General features: G+C 73.5%; 18 protein-coding genes and 1 tRNA gene. 15 read left to right on the top strand and 4 right to left on the bottom strand.

Annotated features, from left to right (window positions below; genetic code table 11):
• The first annotated feature begins 80 nt into the window (after positions 1 to 80).
• The 5 genes from metG to AB2U05_RS13190 all read left to right on the top strand — a co-directional run bounded on the left by metG (position 81) and on the right by AB2U05_RS13190 (position 6,442).
• A complete protein-coding gene (gene metG, locus AB2U05_RS13210; protein ID WP_045696406.1) occupies positions 81 to 1,700 on the top strand; it encodes a methionine--tRNA ligase in 1,620 nt (539 codons plus the stop codon).
• Positions 1,700 to 2,578 (top strand): TatD family hydrolase, encoded by an 879-nt coding sequence (locus AB2U05_RS13205; RefSeq protein ID WP_369183280.1) that lies wholly within the window; start codon positions 1,700 to 1,702, stop codon positions 2,576 to 2,578. The genes metG and AB2U05_RS13205 overlap by 1 nt, the downstream gene beginning before the upstream one ends.
• A gap of 122 nt (positions 2,579 to 2,700) precedes the next feature.
• On the top strand, positions 2,701 to 3,582 hold the full coding sequence (rsmA, locus tag AB2U05_RS13200; RefSeq protein ID WP_045696408.1) for a 16S rRNA (adenine(1518)-N(6)/adenine(1519)-N(6))-dimethyltransferase RsmA: 882 nt from the start codon (positions 2,701 to 2,703) through the stop codon (positions 3,580 to 3,582).
• A complete protein-coding gene (locus AB2U05_RS13195) occupies positions 3,579 to 4,493 on the top strand; it encodes a 4-(cytidine 5'-diphospho)-2-C-methyl-D-erythritol kinase (RefSeq protein WP_045709543.1) in 915 nt (304 codons plus the stop codon). Before rsmA ends, AB2U05_RS13195 begins: the two co-directional genes overlap by 4 nt.
• Positions 4,494 to 4,624: 131 nt before the next feature.
• Positions 4,625 to 6,442 (top strand): ABC-F family ATP-binding cassette domain-containing protein, encoded by a 1,818-nt coding sequence (locus AB2U05_RS13190; protein WP_045696412.1) that lies wholly within the window; start codon positions 4,625 to 4,627, stop codon positions 6,440 to 6,442.
• Positions 6,443 to 6,471: 29 nt separating this feature from the next.
• On the opposite strand, the gene AB2U05_RS13185 is transcribed toward AB2U05_RS13190, so the two are convergent.
• The gene (locus AB2U05_RS13185) at positions 6,472 to 8,391 is read right to left on the bottom strand and encodes an FUSC family protein (RefSeq protein ID WP_369183279.1); all 1,920 of its coding nucleotides are present in this window, start codon (positions 8,389 to 8,391) and stop codon (positions 6,472 to 6,474) included.
• Positions 8,392 to 8,906: 515 nt separating this feature from the next.
• Between AB2U05_RS13185 and AB2U05_RS13180 the strand changes: the two genes are divergently transcribed.
• From AB2U05_RS13180 to AB2U05_RS13165, 4 genes are all read left to right on the top strand, one after another.
• Entirely contained in the window at positions 8,907 to 9,326 is a 420-nt protein-coding gene (locus AB2U05_RS13180; protein WP_369183278.1) for a hypothetical protein, read from the top strand.
• 37 nt (positions 9,327 to 9,363) lie between these two features.
• Positions 9,364 to 10,980 (top strand): hypothetical protein, encoded by a 1,617-nt coding sequence (locus AB2U05_RS13175; protein WP_369183277.1) that lies wholly within the window; start codon positions 9,364 to 9,366, stop codon positions 10,978 to 10,980.
• A gap of 96 nt (positions 10,981 to 11,076) precedes the next feature.
• Positions 11,077 to 12,369 carry a S8 family serine peptidase gene (locus AB2U05_RS13170; RefSeq protein ID WP_369183276.1) on the top strand — a complete coding sequence of 431 codons (1,293 nt, stop codon included), beginning with the start codon at positions 11,077 to 11,079 and terminating at the stop codon, positions 12,367 to 12,369.
• 184 nt (positions 12,370 to 12,553) lie between these two features.
• Positions 12,554 to 13,891: an MFS transporter gene (locus AB2U05_RS13165; RefSeq protein ID WP_369183275.1), complete on the top strand. Its 1,338-nt coding sequence runs from the start codon at positions 12,554 to 12,556 to the stop codon at positions 13,889 to 13,891.
• Between the two features lie 25 nt (positions 13,892 to 13,916).
• Here AB2U05_RS13165 and AB2U05_RS13160 read toward each other — a convergent pair whose 3' ends face one another.
• The gene (locus tag AB2U05_RS13160) at positions 13,917 to 14,513 is read right to left on the bottom strand and encodes a flavodoxin family protein (protein WP_045710793.1); all 597 of its coding nucleotides are present in this window, start codon (positions 14,511 to 14,513) and stop codon (positions 13,917 to 13,919) included.
• Positions 14,514 to 14,691: 178 nt separating this feature from the next.
• Here AB2U05_RS13160 and AB2U05_RS13155 point away from each other — a divergent pair, with 178 nt between their 5' ends.
• From AB2U05_RS13155 to AB2U05_RS13135, 5 genes are all read left to right on the top strand, one after another.
• A complete protein-coding gene (locus AB2U05_RS13155; protein WP_078860946.1) occupies positions 14,692 to 15,153 on the top strand; it encodes a helix-turn-helix domain-containing protein in 462 nt (153 codons plus the stop codon).
• Positions 15,154 to 15,262: 109 nt separating this feature from the next.
• Positions 15,263 to 15,338, top strand: a tRNA-Thr gene (locus AB2U05_RS13150).
• Between the two features lie 166 nt (positions 15,339 to 15,504).
• The gene (locus AB2U05_RS13145) at positions 15,505 to 16,173 is read left to right on the top strand and encodes a LuxR C-terminal-related transcriptional regulator (RefSeq protein ID WP_045704145.1); all 669 of its coding nucleotides are present in this window, start codon (positions 15,505 to 15,507) and stop codon (positions 16,171 to 16,173) included.
• A gap of 151 nt (positions 16,174 to 16,324) precedes the next feature.
• Entirely contained in the window at positions 16,325 to 17,287 is a 963-nt protein-coding gene (gene galE / locus AB2U05_RS13140) for a UDP-glucose 4-epimerase GalE (protein ID WP_045710792.1), read from the top strand.
• A 283-nt stretch (positions 17,288 to 17,570) separates the two neighbouring features.
• Entirely contained in the window at positions 17,571 to 18,593 is a 1,023-nt protein-coding gene (locus AB2U05_RS13135) for a LuxR C-terminal-related transcriptional regulator (RefSeq protein ID WP_369183274.1), read from the top strand.
• A 21-nt stretch (positions 18,594 to 18,614) separates the two neighbouring features.
• Here the strand turns inward: AB2U05_RS13135 and AB2U05_RS13130 are convergent, their stop codons facing one another.
• Positions 18,615 to 19,112 carry a MarR family winged helix-turn-helix transcriptional regulator gene (locus AB2U05_RS13130; protein ID WP_045704139.1) on the bottom strand — a complete coding sequence of 166 codons (498 nt, stop codon included), beginning with the start codon at positions 19,110 to 19,112 and terminating at the stop codon, positions 18,615 to 18,617.
• A gap of 110 nt (positions 19,113 to 19,222) precedes the next feature.
• Between AB2U05_RS13130 and AB2U05_RS13125 the strand changes: the two genes are divergently transcribed.
• A complete protein-coding gene (locus tag AB2U05_RS13125; RefSeq protein ID WP_369183273.1) occupies positions 19,223 to 20,041 on the top strand; it encodes a methyltransferase domain-containing protein in 819 nt (272 codons plus the stop codon).
• Positions 20,042 to 20,093: 52 nt separating this feature from the next.
• Here AB2U05_RS13125 and AB2U05_RS13120 read toward each other — a convergent pair whose 3' ends face one another.
• A complete protein-coding gene (locus AB2U05_RS13120; protein WP_045710789.1) occupies positions 20,094 to 20,696 on the bottom strand; it encodes a TetR/AcrR family transcriptional regulator in 603 nt (200 codons plus the stop codon).
• Positions 20,697 to 20,850 lie beyond the last annotated feature (154 nt).

The raw sequence follows: 20,850 nt of genomic DNA, 5'->3' as shown, positions 1-20,850 counted from the left end.
CCGGGGTGCGGGCCGGGGCCGCCCTCCCGCGGCGAAACGCGGTCGAGGGCGGCCCCCGCGCGCGACTAAGCTTTCCGACCATGGCGGACACCACAGACCACAGCACCACCGGGGCGAACGCCCCGGCGTACTACGTTTCCACCCCGATCTACTACGTCAACGACCGTCCGCACCTGGGGCACGCGTACACCACCGTGGCCGGCGACGTGCTCACCCGCTGGCACCGCCAGCGCGGCGAGAAGGTGTGGTACCTGACGGGCACCGACGAGCACGGTCAGAAGATCATGCGGACCGCCGACGCCAACGGCGTCACCCCGCAGGAGTGGTGCGACAAGCTGGTCGAGGAAGCCTGGAAGCCGCTCTGGCGGCACCTGGAGATCGCCAACGACGACTTCATCCGCACCACCGAGGAGCGGCACACCGCCCGGGTGCAGGAGTTCGTCCAGGACCTGTACGACAAGGGCGAGATCTACAAGGGCGGCTACTCCGGCCCGTACTGCGTCGGCTGCGAGGAGTTCAAGCTCCCCTCCGAGCTGCTCGACGGCGCCACCGAGGACGAGAAGCTCTGCTCCGTCCACAAGCGGCCGGTCGAGTGGCTGGAGGAGGAGAACTACTTCTTCCGCCTCTCCGCCTACGCCGAGCGCCTGCTGGAGTTCTACGCGGCCAACCCGGACTTCATCCAGCCCGCCTCGGCCCGCAACGAGGTGCTGCGCTTCGTCGAGCAGGACCTCAAGGACCTGTCGATCTCCCGCTCCACCTTCAACTGGGGCGTTCCGCTGCCCTGGGACGAGAAGCACGTCCTCTACGTGTGGGTCGACGCGCTGCAGAACTACATCACCGCGGCCGGCTACGGCAGCGACCCGGAGCGCTTCGCCGAGCTGTGGCCGGCCTCCGTCCACCTGGTCGGCAAGGACATCCTGCGGTTCCACGCCGTCATCTGGCCCGCCATGCTGATGGCCGCCGGGCTGCCGCTGCCCAAGCGGGTCGTCGCCAACGGCTGGCTGATGGTCGGCGGCGAGAAGATGTCCAAGTCCAACCTGACCGGCATCGCGCCCACCGACCTCACCTCGCACTTCGGCGTGGACGCCTACCGGTACTACTTCCTCCGGGCGATCCCGTTCGGCACCGACGGCTCGTTCTCCTGGGAGGACTTCACCGCCCGGTACACCTCCGAGCTCGCCAACGACTTCGGCAACCTGGCCTCCCGGGTCGCCGCCATGGTCGGCAAGTACTTCGACGGGTCGCTGCCGGCCGCCGTCGCCTCCGGCGACGCGGAGCAGGCCGTCGCGGACGGGCTGGCCAAGGCCGTCGCCGCCGCCGACCTGAAGATCGGCGAGGAGCTGGACTTCGCCGGCGGCATCGCGGCGATCTTCGAGTTCGTCAAGCAGGTCAACGGCTACCTCACCGAGCAGGAGCCGTGGAAGGTCGCCAAGGACGACTCCGAGGAGGGCCGGGCGCGCCTGGCCACCATCCTCTACACCGCCGCCGAGGCGCTGCGGGCCACCGCCGTCCTGCTCAACCCGGTGATGCCGTCCACCGCCGAGAAGCTGTGGGTCTCCCTGGGCGCCGAGGCCGGGCTGGGCGCGCTGTCGGCCCAGACCGTCGCCACCGTCGCCGACTGGGGCCGGCTGCCCGCCGGGTCCACCGTCACCAAGGGCGAGATCCTCTTCCCGCGCCTCGAAGAGAAGCCCGCCGCCTGATGGCCAGGAAGGACGACGACCGGTCGACCCCGCCGCCGCTGCCGGAACCCCTGGCCGTGGCGGTGGCCGACTCGCACACCCACCTGGACATGCAGTCCGGCACCCCGGAGGAGGGGCTGGCCAAGGCCGCCTCGGTCGGGGTCGCCACCGTCGTCCAGGTCGGCTGCGACGTGCCCGGCTCGCGCTGGGCCGCCGAACTGGCGGCCCGGTTCGAGCAGGTGCACGCGGCCGTCGCCCTGCACCCCAACGAGGCGCCGCGGATCTTCCTCGGCGACCCGGACGGCTGGTCCGGGCAGCAGCGCCCGGCGGGCGGCGCCGCGGCGCTGGACGCCGCGCTCGCCGAGATCGACGCGCTCGCGGCGCTGCCGCAGGTCCGCGCGGTCGGCGAGACCGGCCTGGACTACTTCCGCACCGGGCCGGAGGGCGTGGAGATCCAGAAGGAGTCCTTCCGCCGCCACATCGAGATGGCCAAGCGGCACGGCAAGGCCCTGGTCATCCACGACCGCGACGCCCACGAGGACGTCATCGCCGTGCTGCTGGCGGAGGGCGCGCCGGAGCGCGTGGTGTTCCACTGCTACTCCGGCGACGCCGAGATGGCGAAGGTCTGCGCCGAGCACGGCTGGTACCTCTCCTTCGCCGGCCCGGTCACCTTCAAGGCCAACCAGCCGCTGCGCGACGCCCTGCTCGCCACGCCGCTCGACCGGATCCTGGTCGAGACCGACGCGCCCTTCCTCACCCCGCACCCCTACCGGGGGCGGCCCAACGCGCCGTACCTCATCCCGGTCACCGTGCGCTCGATGGCCGCGACGCTGGGGCTGCACGAGGACGAGCTGTCGACGGCCGTCGCGCAGAACACGGCCCGGGCCTTCGGGTACTGAGACCGCCCGGGCCTTCGGGCGCCGCGACCGCCGGGCCTTCGGGCGCCGAGCCCCGTCCTGTTCGGGTGCCGCGGGGCGCCGTCCGGTCCGGGCGGAGCCCCGTGCGCCCGTATCCTTGGCGCGTGAGCACCACCGACCCCACCCCTGACAGCCACCTGCTGGGCGCCGCCGACATCCGGGAGCTGGCGGCCGCGTTCGGCGTGAAGCCGACCAAGCAGCGCGGGCAGAACTTCGTCATCGACGGCAACACCGTGCGGCGGATCGTCCGGGCCGCCGAGGTGACCGAGCAGGACGCGGTGGTGGAGGTCGGGCCGGGGCTCGGGTCGCTCACCCTGGCGCTGCTGGAGGTGGCGCGGCACGTCACGGCCGTCGAGATCGACCCGGTGCTCGCGCAGCACCTGCCGGACACCGTCGCCGCCCGGATGCCCTCCCGCGCGGCCTCCTTCGACCTGGTGTTCAGCGACGCCATGGAGGTCACCGAGCTGCCCGGCCCGGCGCCCACCGCGCTCGTCGCCAACCTGCCGTACAACGTCGCGGTGCCCGTCCTGCTGCACATGCTGGCGACCTTCCCCAGCATCGAGCGGACCCTGGTCATGGTGCAGAGCGAGGTCGCCGACCGGCTCGCCGCCAAGCCCGGCAACAAGGTGTACGGCGTCCCCTCGGTCAAGGCCAACTGGTACGCCGACGTGAAGCGGGCCGGCGCCATCGGGCGGAACGTGTTCTGGCCCGCCCCCAACGTCGACTCCGGGCTGGTCTCGCTGATCCGCCGCGAGCCGCCGAAGACCTCCGCCAGCCGCGAGGAGGTGTTCGCGGTGGTCGACGCCGCGTTCGCCCAGCGCCGCAAGACCCTGCGGGCCGCGCTCGCCGGCTGGGCCGGCTCCGCCGCCGGCGCCGAGCAGGCGCTCGCGGCCGCCGGGATCGACCACAAGCTGCGCGGCGAGATGCTGACGGTGGAGCAGTTCGCCGCGATCGCCGAGCACAAGCCCGCGAAGGACAGCGAGTGATCACCGTACGGGTGCCGGCCAAGGTCAACGTGCAGCTCGGCGTCGGCGGACTGCGCGCCGACGGGTTCCACGACCTGGCCAACGTCTTCTTCGCCGTCGCGCTCGGCGACGAGGTCACCGCGAGCGCCGGCGAGGGCGTCACGCTGACCTGCTCCGGGCCGGACGCCGCCGTCGTCCCGCTCGACGACAGCAACCTCGCCGCCCGCGCCGCCCGGCTGCTCGCCGCCCACCACGGGATCGCCGACCCCGGCGTCCACCTGCACATCGACAAGGCCATCCCGGTCGCCGGCGGCATGGCCGGCGGCAGTGCGGACGGCGCCGCCGCGCTCGTCGCCTGCGACGCGCTGTGGCAGCTCGACACGCCGCACGAGACCCTGCTGGAGCTGGCCGCCGAACTCGGCTCCGACGTGCCGTTCGCCCTGGTCGGCGGCGTCGCGCTGGGCCGCGGCCGCGGCGAGATCCTCGAACCGCTCCCGGTCGAGGGCACCTTCCACTGGGTGTTCGCCGTCGCGGACGGCGGCCTGTCCACCCCCGCCGTCTTCCGCGAGTGCGACCGGCTGCGCGAGGAGGCCGGCACCGGCTCCGGCGACACCGACGTCGCCACCCCCGACCCGGACCCGGCGCTCCTCGCGGCCCTCGCCGAGGGCGACGCCGTCGCCCTCGCGGCCGCCCTGGCCAACGACCTGCAGCCCGCGGCCGTCTCGCTGCGGCCGTCGCTCGCCGCCACCCTGCGGGCCGGTACCGAGGCCGGGGCGCTCGGCGCGCTCGTCTCCGGCTCCGGGCCGACCTGCGCCTTCCTCGCCAAGGACGCCGACGCGGCCGCCGCCGTCGCCCGGGCGCTGCGCGCCTCCGGCACCTGCCGGACCGCGCACGCCACCTACGGGCCGGTGCCGGGGGCGGCGGTGGTGTAAGGGGGCGGCGGCGGCGCCGTGCGGCTCGGGGTGATCCGCGAGCCCATTAGGCTGGGGTGGATCGGGGTGTCCCCGAGACAGGAGCGGGCCGAGCCCGCCCCGCGACCGCCGAACCCAGGAGCGCAGCACACGTGGCCGTCAACCTCGCCACCATCGAGTCCGTCACGAAGGTCTACGGCACCCGCGCCCTGCTGGACGGAGTCAGCCTCGGCGTCAGCGAAGGCGACCGGATCGGCGTGGTCGGGCGCAACGGCGACGGCAAGACCACCCTCATCCGGATGCTCGCCAAGCTCGAGGAGCCGGACGGCGGCCGGATCACCTGGAACGGCGGCCTCGAACCGGCCGTCCTCACCCAGCACGACTCCCTCGACCCCGAGGCCACCATCCGGCACGAGGTCATCGCCGACCGCGCCGACCACGAGTGGCTCGGCGACGCCCGCATCCGCGACATCATCGAAGGCCTCTTCGGCGGCCTCGACCTGCCCGGCTTCGCGGACGGCCTGGACACCGTCATCGGCCCGCTCTCCGGCGGTGAGCGCCGCCGGATCGCCCTCGCCAAGCTGCTGCTCGGCTCGCCCGAGCTGATCATCCTCGACGAGCCCACCAACCACCTCGACGTCGAGGGCATCAACTGGCTCGCCCAGCACCTCCAGAAGCGCCGCTCCGCGCTCGTCTGCGTCACCCACGACCGCTGGTTCCTCGACCAGGTCTGCACCCGGATGTGGGACGTCCAGCACGGCGAGGTGCACGAGTACGAGGGCGGCTACTCCGACTACGTCTTCGCCCGCGCCGAGCGCTCCCGGATCGAGGCCGTCGAGGAGCAGAAGCGCCAGAACATGGCCCGCAAGGAGCTCGCCTGGCTGCGCCGCGGCGCCCCCGCCCGCACCTCGAAGCCGCGCTACCGGATCGAGGCCGCCAACGCGCTCATCGCGGACGTGCCGGACCCGCGCGACAAGAGCGAACTGATGAAGTTCGCCAACGCCCGGCTCGGCCGGACGGTCTTCGAGCTGGAGAACGTCACCGTCAAGGCCGGCCCCAAGCTGCTGCTGGAGAACCTGACCTGGCAGCTCGGCCCCGGCGACCGGATCGGCCTGCTCGGCGTCAACGGCGCCGGCAAGACCTCGCTGCTGCGGGCGCTGCGCGACGCGTACGCGAGCGAGGGGGACGTGCAGCCGGCGTCGGGCGTGATCAAGGTCGGCAAGACCGTGCGGCTCGCCTACCTGTCCCAGGAGATCGCCGAGCTGGAGCCGGAGACCCGGGTCCTTCAGGCCGTCGAGCAGATCCGCTCGCGGGTCGACCTCGGCAAGGGCCGCGAGATGAGCGCCGGGCAGCTGTGCGAGCAGTTCGGCTTCGGCAAGGACAAGCAGTGGACGCCGGTCGGCGACCTGTCCGGCGGCGAGCGCCGGCGGCTCCAGCTGCTGCGGCTGCTCATGGACGAGCCGAACGTGCTGTTCCTCGACGAGCCGACCAACGACCTCGACATCGAGACGCTCAACCAGCTGGAGGACCTGCTCGACGGGTGGCCCGGCTCGATGATCGTCATCAGCCACGACCGCTTCTTCATCGAGCGCACCACGGACGTCGTGCACGCGCTGCTCGGGGACAAGCGGATGCGGATGCTGCCGGGCGGCGTCGACGAGTACCTGGAGCGGCGGGCCCGGATGGCCGCCGACGCGGCTTCCGCGGTTGCCGCCGCTCCTGCCGCCCCCGCGGCCGAGGCCGCCGCCGGGCTGTCCGGCGGGGACCTGCGGGCGGCGAAGAAGGAGATGCAGAAGCTGGAGCGGCAGATCGCCAAGCTGGACGAGAAGGAGAGCAAGCTGCACGCCCAACTCGCCGAGCACGCCGCCGACTTCTCCAAGGTCGCCGAACTGGACGGGCAGCTGCGGGCCGTCCGGGAGGAGAAGGAGGAGCTGGAGATGACCTGGCTGGAGCTGGCCGAGCAGGTCTGAACCTCCGCTGCCCGAGGGGGAGTTCGAGGCTAGCTCGGTTTGAGGAGGAGTTCGAGCTCGTCCGCCGCGCGGCCCAGGGCGCTGAGCGCCGGGTCGTGCGGCGCGGTCGGGCGGGCGGCCGGTGTCGTCGGCGGGCGGTGCTCGCGGGCCGCGGCCGTCAGCTCGTCCAGCGCCCGGCGGACCCGGTCGGTCTCCGCCGGATCCGGCACCCGGCCGCCGTAGCGGACCTGCGCCGAGTACGCCGCCACCGCGCCGCCCAGCCGCTCCAGCGCGGCCGTCGCCGGCAGCCACCGCTCGGCCAGCCGGCCGGTCGGCGGCGGCTCCGCCAGGCCGTGCTGCACCTCCTGGCGGGCGTCCGCCAGCGACCGGTACGCGGTGCGGCGCAGCCACACCTGGGCCTGGGGGCGGGCCCCTCCCGGGTGGGTGGTCGCGGTTTCGTGGGTGGTCGCGTCGAGGTAGGCGCGCAGGGCCGAGGCCGCCGTGACCAGCCGGGGCTCGATCCGGTGGCGGGGGCGCTCCGGCCACAGCAGGTAGCCGAAGAGCAGCACGACCGCGCTCGCGAGCGCGGTGTCCAGCACGCGCGGCCAGAACTCCGCCGCGCCGCTCTGGCCGCCGAGTTGCAGCAGGACCAGCGCCATCGGGGTCATCGCCACGGTGTTCAGGCCGTAGTGCGCGGCCGTCGCGTACGGGAGCAGGGCGACGCAGAGGGCGGCGATCGCCGTCAGCGCCCACTCGTTCGTGGTGAGCGGGAGCAGCGCCGCCGTCAGGGCCACACCGAGCACCGTGCCGACCGAACGGCTCACCGCGCGCAGGAACACCGAGCCCAGATCCGGCTTCAGCACGAAGGCGATCGTCATCGGCACCCAGTAGCTCTTGCTGAGCGGGTAGCCGGCCGTCACCGCCGCACCCGCCGCGATGCACAGGGCCACGCGCAGCCCGTACCGCACCGAGGCCCGGGACAGCGGCCGGGCCCGCAGCCGCCACGGGTCGGGCGGCGGCGCCGGGGCGGTGCCCAGCCGCGGCTCCCGGCCGGCCACGGTGTCCGCGGCCGCGCGCAGGGCGGCGTCCAGCGCCCGCCGGGCTGGCGTGTCCGGCCGCCAGTGCGGCACCGCCACCTCGCCGCCCCCGCGCCGGACGGCCGCCGCGAGACGGGCCGGGACCTCGGCCACCTCCGGCGGGACCGGGCGCCGGGCCCACAGCAGGCCGGTCGCCGCCTCGGTGGCGGCGAGCGCGGCCTCGTACATCCGGCGCGGCCGGGCGGCGCGGGGGCCGCCGCTCCCCGGCAGGAGGTCCTGCACCTGGTTCAGGCGGGCCGTCAGCACCCGGCGCGAGGCCACGCCCCGCGGGGTGCCGAGGTCCGCCAGGGTACGGCCCAGCGCCTCGTACGCGGCCGCGAGCGCGCGGTTGCGCGGGTCGGCGGCCGGGCGGTGACGGGCCCGGCCGGGCAGGCCCAGGAGCGTGACGAAGACGGCGCCCGCCAGCAGCAGCGGCGCCGCCGCCCACCACGGACGCGGCAGCGGCATGCCGCTGCCCAGCGCCGCCGACACCAGCAGCAGCATCCCGGCGGCCGAACCGCGCGGGCCCGTCGCGCTCAGGGCGCCGGAGACGAACGCCGTGACGGTCAGGGCGGTGCCCAGGGCGAGGACGCCCGCGTGCGCGTGCTGGAGGCCGGTGCCGACCAGCATGCCGACGGCGGAGGCGAGCGCGGCCGTCCCGATCCGCGCGGCCCGCAGCCGGGCCGGCTCGACGCGGTCGTTCATCGTCGCGTGCATCGCGCCGAGCCCCGCGAACGTCCCCAGGTCCAGGCGGTGCGTCAGCAGGCCGGCCGCCAACGGCACCGCCATGCCCACCGCGGCCCGCACCATCAGCGCCACCGGCCACGGCGGCCGGGCCGGACGCGCGGCGCGCGCCCACCAGGCGGCGGGCGGTGCGAGCTCGGGGGAAGGCATGCGGTCACGTCCGTTCTGCGGCCTCGGGGTCGCTGCTGTGCGACATTGCGCGGCAGATGGGGCGTACATGGTCATTCTAGCCGCGGGCCCCGGGACGGGAGTTCGGCGGGCGCGTACGTGTCAGGTTCGTACCGATCGTGCACGGGCGGGCCAAGGTCCCTGCCGGTCCGACAGGGGCGATGGCTACCATGACGGAGGCGAAATCCGCCTCAGGGCGGGCGGGTTCGCCGACCAGGGCCGCGCGGCCCGGAAGCTGACGGAGTATTGCGGGCAGGCGGCCACCGGGAGTCCCCCAGGGGGCGACCGCCCGCACGGGGGAGAGGTGAACTGCTGTGTCAGGTAGTTCGGGGAACACGCCGGTGCCGAGCTCGGGGGCGACGACTTCGGCGCCGAATACGGCGCCGAATCCTCCGGGATCGCCTGCCGACAACCCCTACACGCTGCCCAGTCTTCCAGGGGGGTACTACGGCCCCACTGCCAGCCAGAAGCAGACGTCGGACAGTGCCCTTTCCCTGGTGGACGCCTTCGGCAAGCACGACGTCGAGATCGAGCTGCAGACGCTGACCAAGTTCGCCCAGCAGGTCGAGGCACTGCTCGCCGCGATGGACGGCTCGGAGGCCGCACCGTACAAGCTCGAGGCGCAGAAGGTCACCGCGGACAGCTTTGTGAACATGTTCGACACCGCGAAGTTCCCGGAAGCGGTGGCCCTGAACACGGCCTACAACAACGTCCACGGCCAACTGGTGAAGCTGCACAAGGACTTCGCGGCTCAGATCGAGGCGATGAAGGACGCGGTCAAGGACACGCACAGCCGGTATTCGACCAATGAAGGCCAGGCAGTGGATGCCCAGAACTCGGTGGCGAAGGGCGCGGGTCTGACTCCGCCGTCCGCGGGGTCGAGCGGGGCAGCACCGAAGGGCAATGTGCCGCGCTGACAGCGGTGAGAAAACACGGGGAGACGGGGAGCAAACCATGGCAGGAACGACGGACTTCAATCAGTATTCCCACTCCACGCTCAAGGGAATGGTTGACGGCGCCAAGTCGCAGGAGGTGCTTTCCCGAGCGCTGAAACTCCAGCAGGCCGGCCGCGTCCTGTCGGATCTGAGCACGGCCCTGCAGGCCCACCTCGGCCAGGTTCACTGGGAGGGGGATGCGGCCGAGGGCTTCAAGACGTGGGTCGGGAACCTGTACAAGTCGGCGGCGATCATCGCGAAGCACTCCTGGACGGCCGGCGACGCGATGAACCAGGCCGGTGAGGCTCTCACCACCGCCCGGTCCGCTGTGCCGCTGCCCCCGAACGACGCGATCGTCACGGTGGACAAGCGCAAGAAGCAGGCCGTCATGATCCCCGCGAACGTGGAGTCCAAGCTCGCGGTCGGGGGGACGATCGACGGCTACATGAAGGGCATCAACAAGGACTGGGTGACCGAGGACGAGGCCAAGCAGGCTCAGGCCTTGATCGACAAGGAGAAGCAGGAAGCCGTTCACCAGCTGGAGAAGCTGGCGCAGGCCTACAGTGCGGCGACCACGACGCTGAACGGGATCGACACCAACGTGGTGTTGCCGGGTACCCCTGGAGGTGACGGAAGCAGGGGCGGAAGCACGGATCACCCGGGAAGTGGTGGTTCGGGCGGCTACTCCGGCGGTTCGTACCACAGCCCTCGCATCAGCAGCGGCAGCACGGGCGGGAGCTACAGCCAGCCCGTGGCCAACTACGTCGACGGTTCAAGCGTTCCGCGTCACCCAGGCTCGGGCGCGGACTGGCGCGACCCCGCTCGCGCCGAGCCGATCTCCTCGCACGGTGGCGGACAACTCCCGTCCACGCCGCAGGACCCGGGTTCCTCGCTGCCGTCCCACCCGTCCGACCCGACCAACCGGCCGGGGACCGGGCTCGACAGCCTTCCGCCGACATCGACCCTGCCGACCCAGACCGGCCCGACCGGACCTGTGCCCTCGGGCGGCCCGAGCCTGAACCCTGGGTACCCCAGTGTCCCGGTCGGAGATCCCAGCGGACCCAACGGCCTCCCGATGACCAACATTCCCGGTGGGCTTCCGGGTTCGGTTCCGGCTAGGAACGGCTCCGGCCCTGGTCGGACCGGCTCGATCCCACCTCGCACGACTCCGTTCGGTGCCGGTCCGATGCCGGGGAAGGCTGCCAACCCGAGCCTGCCCACCGGTCCTGTCGTCGGCGGTCGTGAGGTCCCTGCCGGAGGCCGCGCGGGAAACACGAGCGGTATGGGTGGCATGCACCCGGGCATGGGAGGCCATGGTGCCGGCGGCTCGGGTGGTTCGCGTGGTTCGCGCGGGCGGGGCCTGACCTCGACCAGCGGTGGAACGATCGGTGGCCGCAAGGGGCCTGCCGCCGGCGGTGAGTTCACGCCGGGGGGCACGGGCCTGCGCAACCGCGCGGGGGCCGGTGCCGCCGAGGGCAGGGGCAGGTCGGGCCAGAACGGCATGATGGCGCCTGGAGGTGCAGGTCACGCGGGGCGCAACGAGCGGGATCGCCGTAAGCGTGCGGACTACCTGCACGAGGACGAGGAGACCTGGACGAGCGGTACGCCGCACAGCAACCCGGACGTGATTGAGTAGGCCGACAACGGCTGCCCGGCCACTGGGCCTTCCCAGTGGCCGGGCAGTTCTGTTCGGGCGCGGGCTTACTGGCAGGGACGTTGACGAGGAGCTGTGATGGGGCGGACGAAGGCGCGGGCAGGAGGGCGGAGGTTCGCTGCGGCGGTCCTGGCCATGGGGATTGTGGTCGGCCCGGCTGCCCTTCCGGCTGCCGCGGATGGCTCGATTCGGAATGATCAATGGCACCTGGACTTCATGTCTGCGTCGGAGATGTGGAAGACGTCGACGGGGCAGGGCATCACGGTTGCGGTGATCGACGACGGGTTTAAGCTGGATCACCCTGACCTGGCGGGACAGTTTCTGCCCGGCAAGGATTTCAGCGAGAGCCCGGGCGGGGTGGGTTCCTATTCCGATCCACATGGGACGTCGATGGTTGGTCTCATTGCCGGGACGGGCAAAGCCAATGGAGGCAAGGGGGCCTATGGGCTCGCCCCGGGGGTCAAGATTCTTCCCGTGAAGATCAACAATGGCTCGGTGGGGATGGGAAGCCTTGAATCGAAGGAATTCCTCGGCCAGATCGGTCAGGCCATCGACTACTCGGTCGAACATGGCGCCAAGGTCATCAGTATTTCGCAGGGCATCGGCGAAGGTAGGACCTGGCCGGAAGATGTGGCCAAGTTGAACCGCATTCTTGCATCTGCGAGGGCGAGAGGGGCATTGGTCTTCGCGGCGGTGGGAAATGAGGCGCAATCCGGAAATCCCGTCGAATACCCAGGGGCCCTTCCGAACGTTGTCGGCGTCGGGGCTTTCGACCGGGACGGGAACATTACCGCCGAGTCCGAGACCGGACCGCAGGTCGCGCTGGTGGCCCCGGGGAAGGACACGGTGGCGCCGTGCACAACTCCGTCTGGGTACTGCGACGGTCACGGAACATCGGATGCAACTGCTCTGGCCTCTGCCTCGGCTGCGTTGGTCTGGTCGGCGCACCCAGATTGGTCGCCGAATCAGGTCCTGCGCGTCCTCATCAACACGGCTGGTCGGGCGGACGGCGGGACCGTTCGTACGGACGCTGCCGGTTGGGGTTCGGTGCGGCCGCGGATCGCGTTGAGCAATCCCGGTGACCCCGGGCCCGCGGATGTCTCCCCGCTGCCGGCCGATGTGGCTGCGGCGTCTGCCGCGCCGACGCCCGCCGCGCCGTCGAGCGCGTCCGCGTCCGCCTCCGCGAGCCCGAGCAGTGCGCCGGCGGCGCCGCCGAAGGTGGAGGTGTCGTCGGGCTCCGGGGGCGGCAGCGCGTTGCCGGTTGTGGGCGGGGTGGTGGCCGGGCTGGTGGTGGTGGCGGGTGTGGTGTTCGTCGTGGTGCGGCGTAGGAGGGGGGCGGCGGTGCCGCCCGGGGGTCATCCGTACGTGTAGTGAGGAGCAGGCGGGGCGCGACGCCCGGGTTGCCAGGTTTCCCTGGCGGCCCGGGCGTTGTGCGGTGGGGGGCGTGCGGGCCTGCGGTGTGCGCTGGGGTCACCCGGGTGGGGGCTGGTGGGCTGCCGGGGTGGGTCGGGAGGGTGGTGGTATGGGTGCGGAAGGTGCTTGGCGGGATGGGCAGTTGCGGCGTGCGGCGGCTGCGGCGCTGATCGGGACGGCGATCGAGTTCTACGACTTCTTCATCTACGGGACGGCCGCGGCGCTGGTCTTCGGCCCGGTGTTCTTCCCCGGGTTGGGCGGGGTGGGGGCGTTGTTGGCGGCGTTCTCGGTGTACGCGGTGGCGTTCCTGGCCCGGCCGTTGGGGGCGGTGGTGTTCGGGCACTTCGGGGACCGGGTGGGGCGGAAGGCGACGTTGGTGGTGTCGCTGTTGCTGATGGGGTCGGCGACGGCGGCGGTGGGGGTGCTGCCGGGGTTCGCGGCGTGGGGGTGGTGGTCGCCGGCGGTGCTGGTGGTGTTGCGGGTGTGCCAGGGCGTGGGGTTGGGCGGGGAGTGGGGCGGGGCGGCGCTGTTGATCGCGGAGAACGCGCCGGCGCGGCGGCGGGGGCGCTACGGGGCGTTCCTGCAGTTGGGGCCGACGGGCGGGTTCGTGCTGGCGAACGGGGTCTTCCTGGCGCTCCAACTCGGCCTGGACGAGCGGTCGTTCCGGGAGTGGGGCTGGCGGGTGCCGTTCCTGGCCTCGTTCGCGCTGGTGGCGGTGGGGCTGGCGGTGCGGCTGCGGCTGGACGAGACGCCGTTGTTCCGGGCGGCGCAGGGGCGGGAGCGGCCGCCGGTGGTGGAGGTGGTGCGGGGGCACTGGCGGACGGTGCTGGCGGGGGCCGGGGCGCTCACCGTGGGGTACGCGCTGTTCTACCTGACGACGACGTACGCGCTGGCGTACGGGACCACCGGGCTCGGGGTGGCGAGCACGCTGCTGCTGTCGATGCTGCTGGTCGGCGCGGTGGGCGGCGGGGTGATGGTGTGGGTGAGCGCCTCGCTCAGTGACCGGTGGGGCCGGCTGCGGACGCTGCAGCGGGCGACGGGCCTGGCGGCGGTGTGGTCGCTGGTGCTGTTCCCGCTGTTGGAGACGGTGCGCCGGCCGTTGATGTTCACGGCGCTGGCGGGCGCGATGGTGGTGCTGGGGTGCCTGTTGGGGCCGATGGCGGCGTTCCTGCCGGAGCTGTTCCCGACACGGGTGCGCTACACGGGTGCCGCGTTGACGTACAACCTGGGCGGGGTGGTCGGCGGGGCGACGACGCCGCTGGTGGCGACGAGGCTGACGGAGTCGTACGGGACGGCGCAGCCGGTCGGCTGGTACCTGGCGGGGCTGGGGGTGCTGGCGCTGGGGTGCCTGCGGCTGCTGCCGGACACGACGGCCGTCGAGCTGGCGGCCGTGGACCGAGCGGCGGATCAGGCGGCGGATCAGGCGGCGGACGGCGGACGCCGCCGGGCGCCCGCCCTGGGGGCGGACCCGGCGGCGTAGCCGCGCGTACGGGCGGGGCGGGGGCTCAGCCGGCCAGGGCGGCGCGGCCGGCCAGCACGATCGCGGTGTGCTTGGCGACGCGCTCGCCGAGGTGCTCGGCGGTCGCGATGTCGGCCTTGTGGACGGCCTCGGCGCCGGCGTCGGACGGGGAGGAGGCGGCGGCGCCGTTGAAGAAGCCGAGGCGGTTGATGTCGTTCTCGCTGGCGGTGGTGGCGTTCCAGCCGGGCTTGAGGCCCAGGTTGACCCAGCTCATGCCGTGCTGGGCGGCGAGGGTCTGGAAGTAGGCGAGGGTGCTCGCCTTGTCGCCGCTCTTGGAGGCGGAGTTGGTGAAGCCGGCGGCGACCTTGTCCTGCCAGGCGTCGATGAACCAGCGCTTGCTGGTGGCCTCGGCGAAGGTGTGGAAGGCACCGGAGGCGCTGCCCATGTAGGTGGGGGAGCCGAAGACGATCGCGTCGGCGGCGTCGAGCTGGGCCCACTGCTCGTCGGTGATGGTGTCGACGGCGATCTGGACGACCTCGGCGCCCGCGGCGGCGGCGCCGCGCGCGACGGCCTCGGCGATCACGGCGGTGTGGCCGTAGCCGGAGTGGTAGGCGAGGGCGACGGTGGGGCGGACGGCGGTCATGCGGGCACTCCTGTACGGGACGGGCGAAGGCCGGGGAAGGCGGCGGGGAACGGACCGGGCCGTGGTGCGGGGGCCGGTCCGTCGAACGGTCTCCAATATAGACCAGGTCTCCATCGGAGACCAAGAAGCGAAAAGAGACCAGGGATGGATTGGAGACCGGCGGACTACCCTGGAGGGCATGACGACGCAAGAAGTGGCCCGGGCCGCGTCCGTCCGGGGCGGGCAGCAGGAGCGCGGGGAGCGGGACCACGGGGAGCAGGAGCACGGGGAGCAGGGGCACAACGTCTTCGCCCAGCTCTGCCCCAGCCGCGAGGTGTTCGCCGAGCTGGCCGACAAGTGGTCGATGCTGATCCTGATGGACCTCGCCCTCTGCGGCCCGCAGCGGTTCTCCGAGCTCCAGCGCGGGATCGACGGGGTCAGCCGCAAGATGCTCACCCAGTCGCTCCGCTCCCTGGAGCGCAGCGGCCTGGTGCTGCGGACGGTCCATCCGGAGACGCCCCCGCGCGTGGTCTACGACCTGCTGCCGCTGGGCCGGGAGCTGGCCGCCCTGCTCGCGCCGATCGGCCGCTGGACGGAGCGGTGCACCGGGCGGATCGTCGCGGCGCGCGAGGAGTTCGACGCGGCGCACGCCGAGGGCTGAGGCCGGCGGCGGTGCCGGTGCGGTCGGCGGACCGGGGCCGATTTCCCTTTCGGGTCGGCGGCCGTGTAATGTCTTCCTTGTTCGACCGGCCCGGCGAAAAGCCCGGCAAGCCCCTATAGCTCAGTCGGTAGAGCGTCTCCATGGTAAGGAGAAGGTCTGCGGTTCGATTCCGCATGGGGGCTCCACGGAAAGACCCCTCGCCTGATGGCGGGGGGTCTTTCGCGTTCCCCGTTCGGGGGAGCCGGGCCGGGAGGTCTGGCGGGTCGGGCACGGAATGCGTTCTGATGGTGCGTCATCGGCCGTCCGCCCGAGGGGTGCGGGCGCGAGCCGGACCCCGACCGGGAGGGCGTCATGGGTGTTCGACTCGTGGTGGTCGACGACCACCGTCTGCTGGCCGAGGCGCTGGCCACCGCGCTCCAGCTGCGCGGGCACCGGGTCCTCGCGGTCGGCACCCCGGCCGCGGTGGCGGCCGACCTGGTGGTCGGGCGGCGACCGGAGGTGTGCCTGTTGGGGGTGGCCGCGCCGGGCGGGCCGGGCGCCTTCGACGGGCTGCGGCGGATCCGCCGGGAGTGCCCCGGGGTGGCCGTGATCGTGCTCGGGCCGGTGGGTGAACTGCGCGGCGTGGCAGGGGCGTTCGCGGCCGGCGCGGCCGGGTACGTGCCGAGCGACGAGCGGATCGAGGTGGTCGAGCGGGCGATCGGGCGGGCCCGGGCGGGGGAGGCGGCGGTCGCCGTGGACGTCCTGCGCGGGGCCTTCGACCAGCTGCTGCGCCCGGCGGTCGAGCCGGACGACGAGGCGGCGCGGCTGCTGCGGCTGCTGACCCGCCGTGAGGTGCAGGTGCTGGCCCGGATCGCGGACGGCGAGGACACGGCGGCGATCGCGGCCGGGATGCGGATCGCCGCGAGCACCGCCCGTACCCACGTCCAGCGGGTGCTGATGAAGCTCGGCGCGCGGACCAGGCTGGAGGCGGCCGCGGTGGCGGCGCGCACCGGTCTGCTGGAGCGGATGGCGGACGGCTGAGCGGCAGGTGAACGGTGCGGGACGGGATCGTCCGGGCGGCAACCGTGGTCCGGAGCACACCGGCGGGAAGGGAGAATGGCCCCAGTCGTTCGCATCTCAGTCGACGGCGCCGCCGACCGGGCGGGTGCCGTCGCCCGCTGGAGGTCTCAACATGAGTAAGTACCTGGTCACGGGTGGGGCCGGCTACGTCGGCAGCGTGGTCGCTGCCCACCTGCTGGAGGCGGGGCACCAGGTGACCGTCCTGGACGACCTCTCCACCGGGTTCCGCGAGGGCGTTCCGGCCGGGGCCGAGTTCGTCGAGGGGCGCATCCAGGAGGCCGGCAAGGTCCTGGACGGCTCCTTCGACGGCGTGCTGCACTTCGCCGCCTCCTCCCAGGTCGGCGAGTCGGTCGCGGACCCGGAGAAGTACTGGCGCAACAACGTGGCCGGTTCGCTGGAGCTGATCTGCGCGATGCGCGCGGCCGGCGTGCGCAAGCTGGTGTTCTCCTCCACCGCCGCCACCTACGGCGAGCCGGAGGTCGTGCCGATCGCGGAGACCGCCCGCACCGCGCCGACCAACACCTACGGCGCCACCAAGCTCGCCGTGGACCACATCATCACCAGCGAGGCCGTCGCGCACGGCCTGGCCGCCGTCTCGCTGCGCTACTTCAACGTGGCCGGCGCGTACGGCTCCTACGGCGAGCGGCACGACCCCGAGTCGCACCTGATCCCGCTGGTCTTCCAGGCCGCGCTCGGGCAGCGCCCGCACATCGCCGTGTACGGCGACGACTACCCGACCCCGGACGGCACCTGCATCCGCGACTACATCCACGTCGCGGACCTCGCCGACGCGCACCTGCTGGCGCTGGACGCGGCCAAGCCGGGCGAGCACCTGATCTGCAACCTGGGCAACGGCAACGGCTTCTCGGTCCGCGAGGTCATCGAGTCGGTCAAGCGCGTCACCGGCCGGGAGATCCCGGTGCAGGTCGCCGCCCGCCGGGCCGGCGACCCGGCCGTGCTGGTCGCCTCCGCCGAGCGCGCCCACCAGGCGCTGGGCTGGCAGCCGCGCCGGGCGAACCTGGACGACATCGTCGCCGACGCCTGGAAGTTCACCCTGGAGCGCGCCGGCCAGTAGGCCGTGACGACCGCCGCGGGCGCCGCTCCCCACCCGGGGGGCGGCGCCCGCGCCGTTCGCGGGTGGGGAGCGGCACAGGGGGTGGTTCCGGCCACCCGCGCACCTCCTGGCGAAACTTCACCAAACCACCACGAGCGTCTTTCCCGGCCCGTACCCTGAGGGCGGTATCGGCAGCGCCCGGGCCCCGGCGCCGCCCTGCGGGCGGGGGCTCGACGACGGGCCCCGGGGCCGGACCGGGTCGGCTCCGGGCTGGCGGGGATGGTCTGAGCAGGGGGAACTGACGATGGGGCGGATCCGCGTCCTGGTGGTCGACGACCACCGGATCTTCGCCGAGGCGCTGGCCGCGGCGCTCGCCGCCGAGCCGGACGTGGAGGTGGGCGCGGCCGGCAGCGCGGCCGCCGCCGAGCGGGCGCTGGAGCGGGCCGCCACCGAGGGCCGGGCCTACGACGTGGTGCTGGTCGACGCCGACCTCGGCGCGCAGGCAGCGCAGGCAGCACAGGCGGCAGTCGCGGCGCAGGCGGCACAGGCGGCGCAGACGAACCAGGCCGCCCCGGCGGCCCGGACGGCGCACCCCCCGCAGCCGGGCGCGGCGGCCGGTCAGCCGGGACAGCCGGCCGCCCGCCGCCGCCCCACCCCGGACGTGCCGCAGCCCCGCCGCCCGGCCCTGCCGCCCGCGGCCGTGTCGGCGCCGCCGCCCGGCGCCCGCCCGCTGCTCGACGAGCGCCCCGACCGCCTCCCGCAGCACCGCCCGGACCAGCTCAGACCCGTCGCCCCGGCGCCGGACGGCATCACCCTGCTCGGCCGGCTGCGCCGCGCCCACCCCGGGCTGCGCGCCGTCGTCCTGGCCGTCGCCGACGACCCGCACCGCGCCGCCCGCGCCCTGCACGCGGGCGCCGCCGGGTGGGTGGCCAAGGAGAGTTCGCTGGCCCGGTTGCTGGCGGTGATCCGCGGCGTGCTGCGGGACGAGACGCACCTGCCGCCGGCCCTGCTGACCGGGGTGATCCGGGAGCTGACCACCGCCCGGCGCGACCGCACCGAGAGCGAGCGGCTGGTGGACACCCTCACGCCGAGGGAGAAGCAGATCCTGCGCTGCATGGTCGCGGGTCTCGGCCGGCAGGCCGTCGCCGAGCGGCTGTACCTGTCGCCGCACACCGTCCGGACCCACATGCAGAACGTGCTGGGCAAGCTCGGGGTGCACTCCACGCTGGCGGCCGTCGCGGTGGCCCGCCGGGCCGGGGTCGGCCCGGCCGAGCCGGCCGTCCCGGCGCCGCCGCAGTCGGTGGCGGGCGCCGCCGAGCGGGGCTGAGCGGCACGGCCCCGCAGGCCCTCAGCCCGGGATGTTGTCGAACGGGGCGACCAGCAGCCGGAGCAGTCCGGCGAGTTCGCCCTGCTGGCCGGGGGTCAGCTGGGCCAGCAGTTCGCGCTCGTGCACGAGCAGTCCGGCGAGCGCCTGGTCGGCGCGGTCCCGCCCGTCGTCGGTGAGCCGGACGAGCACGCCGCGCCGGTCGTCCGGGTCGGGCAGGCGCTTGACCAGGCCCTTGCCGGTGAGGCGGTCGATCCGGTTGGTCATGGTGCCGGAGGTGACCAGGGTCTGGGTGAGCAGTTGGCCGGGGGAGAGCTGGTACGGGGAGCCGGCCCGCCGAAGGGCGGTCAGCACGTCGAACTCCCAGGGTTCCAGGCCGTGCTCGGCGAAGGCGGTGCGGCGGGCGCGGTCCAGGTGCCGGGCCAGCCGGCTGACCCGGCTGAGCACTTCGAGCGGCTCCACGTCGAGGTCGGGGCGCTCTCGGCGCCACGCTGCGACCAGCCTGTCGACCTCGTCCTCCATGACGATCAGTGTATCGGTGGATGTGTCGATGTGAAGTCTCTTGACATCGAGAAATGTGCCAGTGAGGCTAACGGAGATATCTTGATGTCGAGATACCTGAGAGGTGAGCCATGGCCGCTCCCGTCTGGGACCCGACCCAGTACTTGCGCTTCGCCGACGAACGGACCCGCCCGCTGCACGAGCTGCTGGCCCGGGTCCCCGCCCTCCCGCACCCGGGCGCCGAGGTGGTGATCGACATCGGCTGCGGCCCCGGCAACTCCACCGCCGCCCTGCGCGAGCGCTGGCCGCACGCCCGCCTCACCGGCGTCGACAGCTCCGCCCCGATGCTCGCCACCGCCCGTACCGAGGGCGAGCCCACCGCCGCGTACCTGCTCGCCGACGCCCGCGACTACGACCCGGCCCCGGTGCGGCCCGACCTGATCGTCTCCAACGCCACCCTGCAGTGGGTGGACGGGCACCTGGCGCTGCTGCCGCGCTGGGCCGACGCCCTCGAACCCGGCGGGGTCCTCGCCTTCCAGGTGCCCGGCAACTTCGACGCCCCCAGCCACACCCTGCTCGCCGACCTGCGCCGCAGCGCCCGCTGGCGCGACGCGCTCGGCACGGGGGCCGTCCGCGCCGGCGTCCACCCGCCCGAGCGCTACCTCGACGCCCTGGCCGCCGCCGGCTGCCGGCCCGACGTCTGGGAGACCACCTACTCCACCCTGCTGGCGGGGCCGGAGCCCGTCCTGGAGTGGGTCAAGGGCAGCGCCCTGCGCCCGGTCCTCACCCGGCTCACCGACCCGGCCGACCGGGCCGCCTTCCTCGCCGAGTACGGGCGGCTGCTGCGCGAGGCCTACCCGGCGGGGCCGTACGGGACGGTGTTCCCGTTCCGGCGGATCTTCGCGGTCGGGGTCAAGCAGGGCGGGGTCAAGCAGGCCGGGGCCAAGTAGGCCGGGGTCGAATAGGCCGGGGCCAAGCGCTGACAGGGAGCCCGGCGCGGGCTCAGCCCGTGCGGTCGCCGACGAGCCTCGGGTGCCGCTCCAGGCCCTCCAGCCCGTGCCAGGCCAGGTTCACCAGGTGCGCCGCCACCGTCGCCTTGTCCGGCTTACGGACCTCCAGCCACCACTGGCCGGTCAGCGCGACCATCCCGACCAGCATCTGCGAGTACATCGGGGCAAGCCGGGCGTCGAAGCCGCGGGACTTGAACTCCAGGCCGAGGATGTCCTCGACCTGGGTGGCGATGTCGCTGATCAGCGAGGCGAAGGTGCCGGTCGACTGCGCCACCGGCGAGTCCCGGACCAGGATCCGGAAGCCGTCCGTCGAGGTGTCGATGTAGTCCATCAGCGCGAACGCCGCCTGCTCCAGCAGCTCGCGCGAGTGCCCGCCGGTCAGCGCGCCGGTCACCATGTCCAGCAGCAGCTGCATCTCGCGGTCCACCACCACCGCGTACAGCCCCTCCTTGCCGCCGAAGTGCTCGTACACCACCGGCTTGGAGACCCCGGCGCGCTCCGCGATCTCCTCCACCGAGGTGCCGTCGTAGCCGCGCTCCGCGAAGACCGTCCGGCCGATCTCCAGCAGCTGCTCCCGCCGCTGCTTGCCGGTCATCCGGACCCGGCCGCCGCGGCGGCGTGGTGCGGGGGCGGCGGCCGGACCGTCGCTCCCGGGGCGCCGGTCGGCCGCCCCGCCCCCCGGTGCAGCGGCGCGCGGACGGACCGGCGCCGCATCGGGCGCCGCGTCCGTCCGCGCGCTGAGGTGACCG

This window comes from Streptomyces sp. Y1, from assembly GCF_041053115.1.
GTDB lineage: Bacteria > Actinomycetota > Actinomycetes > Streptomycetales > Streptomycetaceae > Kitasatospora > Kitasatospora rubellomurina.
The sequence above is the reverse complement of the archived record's forward strand: the minus strand, read 5'-3'. Positions and strand labels throughout refer to the sequence as shown.

Excerpts from the sequence above, each read along its gene's own strand:
- metG (WP_045696406.1), top strand. The coding sequence starts at position 81 with ATGGCGGACACCACAGACCACAGCACCACCGGGGCGAACGCCCCGGCG.
- AB2U05_RS13205 (WP_369183280.1), top strand. The coding sequence starts at position 1,700 with ATGGCCAGGAAGGACGACGACCGGTCGACCCCGCCGCCGCTGCCGGAA.
- AB2U05_RS13185 (WP_369183279.1), bottom strand. The coding sequence starts at position 8,391 with ATGCCTTCCCCCGAGCTCGCACCGCCCGCCGCCTGGTGGGCGCGCGCC.
- AB2U05_RS13175 (WP_369183277.1), top strand. The coding sequence starts at position 9,364 with ATGGCAGGAACGACGGACTTCAATCAGTATTCCCACTCCACGCTCAAG.
- AB2U05_RS13170 (WP_369183276.1), top strand. The coding sequence starts at position 11,077 with ATGGGGCGGACGAAGGCGCGGGCAGGAGGGCGGAGGTTCGCTGCGGCG.
- AB2U05_RS13160 (WP_045710793.1), bottom strand. The coding sequence starts at position 14,513 with ATGACCGCCGTCCGCCCCACCGTCGCCCTCGCCTACCACTCCGGCTAC.
- AB2U05_RS13155 (WP_078860946.1), top strand. The coding sequence starts at position 14,692 with ATGACGACGCAAGAAGTGGCCCGGGCCGCGTCCGTCCGGGGCGGGCAG.
- AB2U05_RS13145 (WP_045704145.1), top strand. The coding sequence starts at position 15,505 with ATGGGTGTTCGACTCGTGGTGGTCGACGACCACCGTCTGCTGGCCGAG.
- galE (WP_045710792.1), top strand. The coding sequence starts at position 16,325 with ATGAGTAAGTACCTGGTCACGGGTGGGGCCGGCTACGTCGGCAGCGTG.
- AB2U05_RS13135 (WP_369183274.1), top strand. The coding sequence starts at position 17,571 with ATGGGGCGGATCCGCGTCCTGGTGGTCGACGACCACCGGATCTTCGCC.
- AB2U05_RS13130 (WP_045704139.1), bottom strand. The coding sequence starts at position 19,112 with ATGGAGGACGAGGTCGACAGGCTGGTCGCAGCGTGGCGCCGAGAGCGC.
- AB2U05_RS13125 (WP_369183273.1), top strand. The coding sequence starts at position 19,223 with ATGGCCGCTCCCGTCTGGGACCCGACCCAGTACTTGCGCTTCGCCGAC.
- AB2U05_RS13120 (WP_045710789.1), bottom strand. The coding sequence starts at position 20,696 with ATGACCGGCAAGCAGCGGCGGGAGCAGCTGCTGGAGATCGGCCGGACG.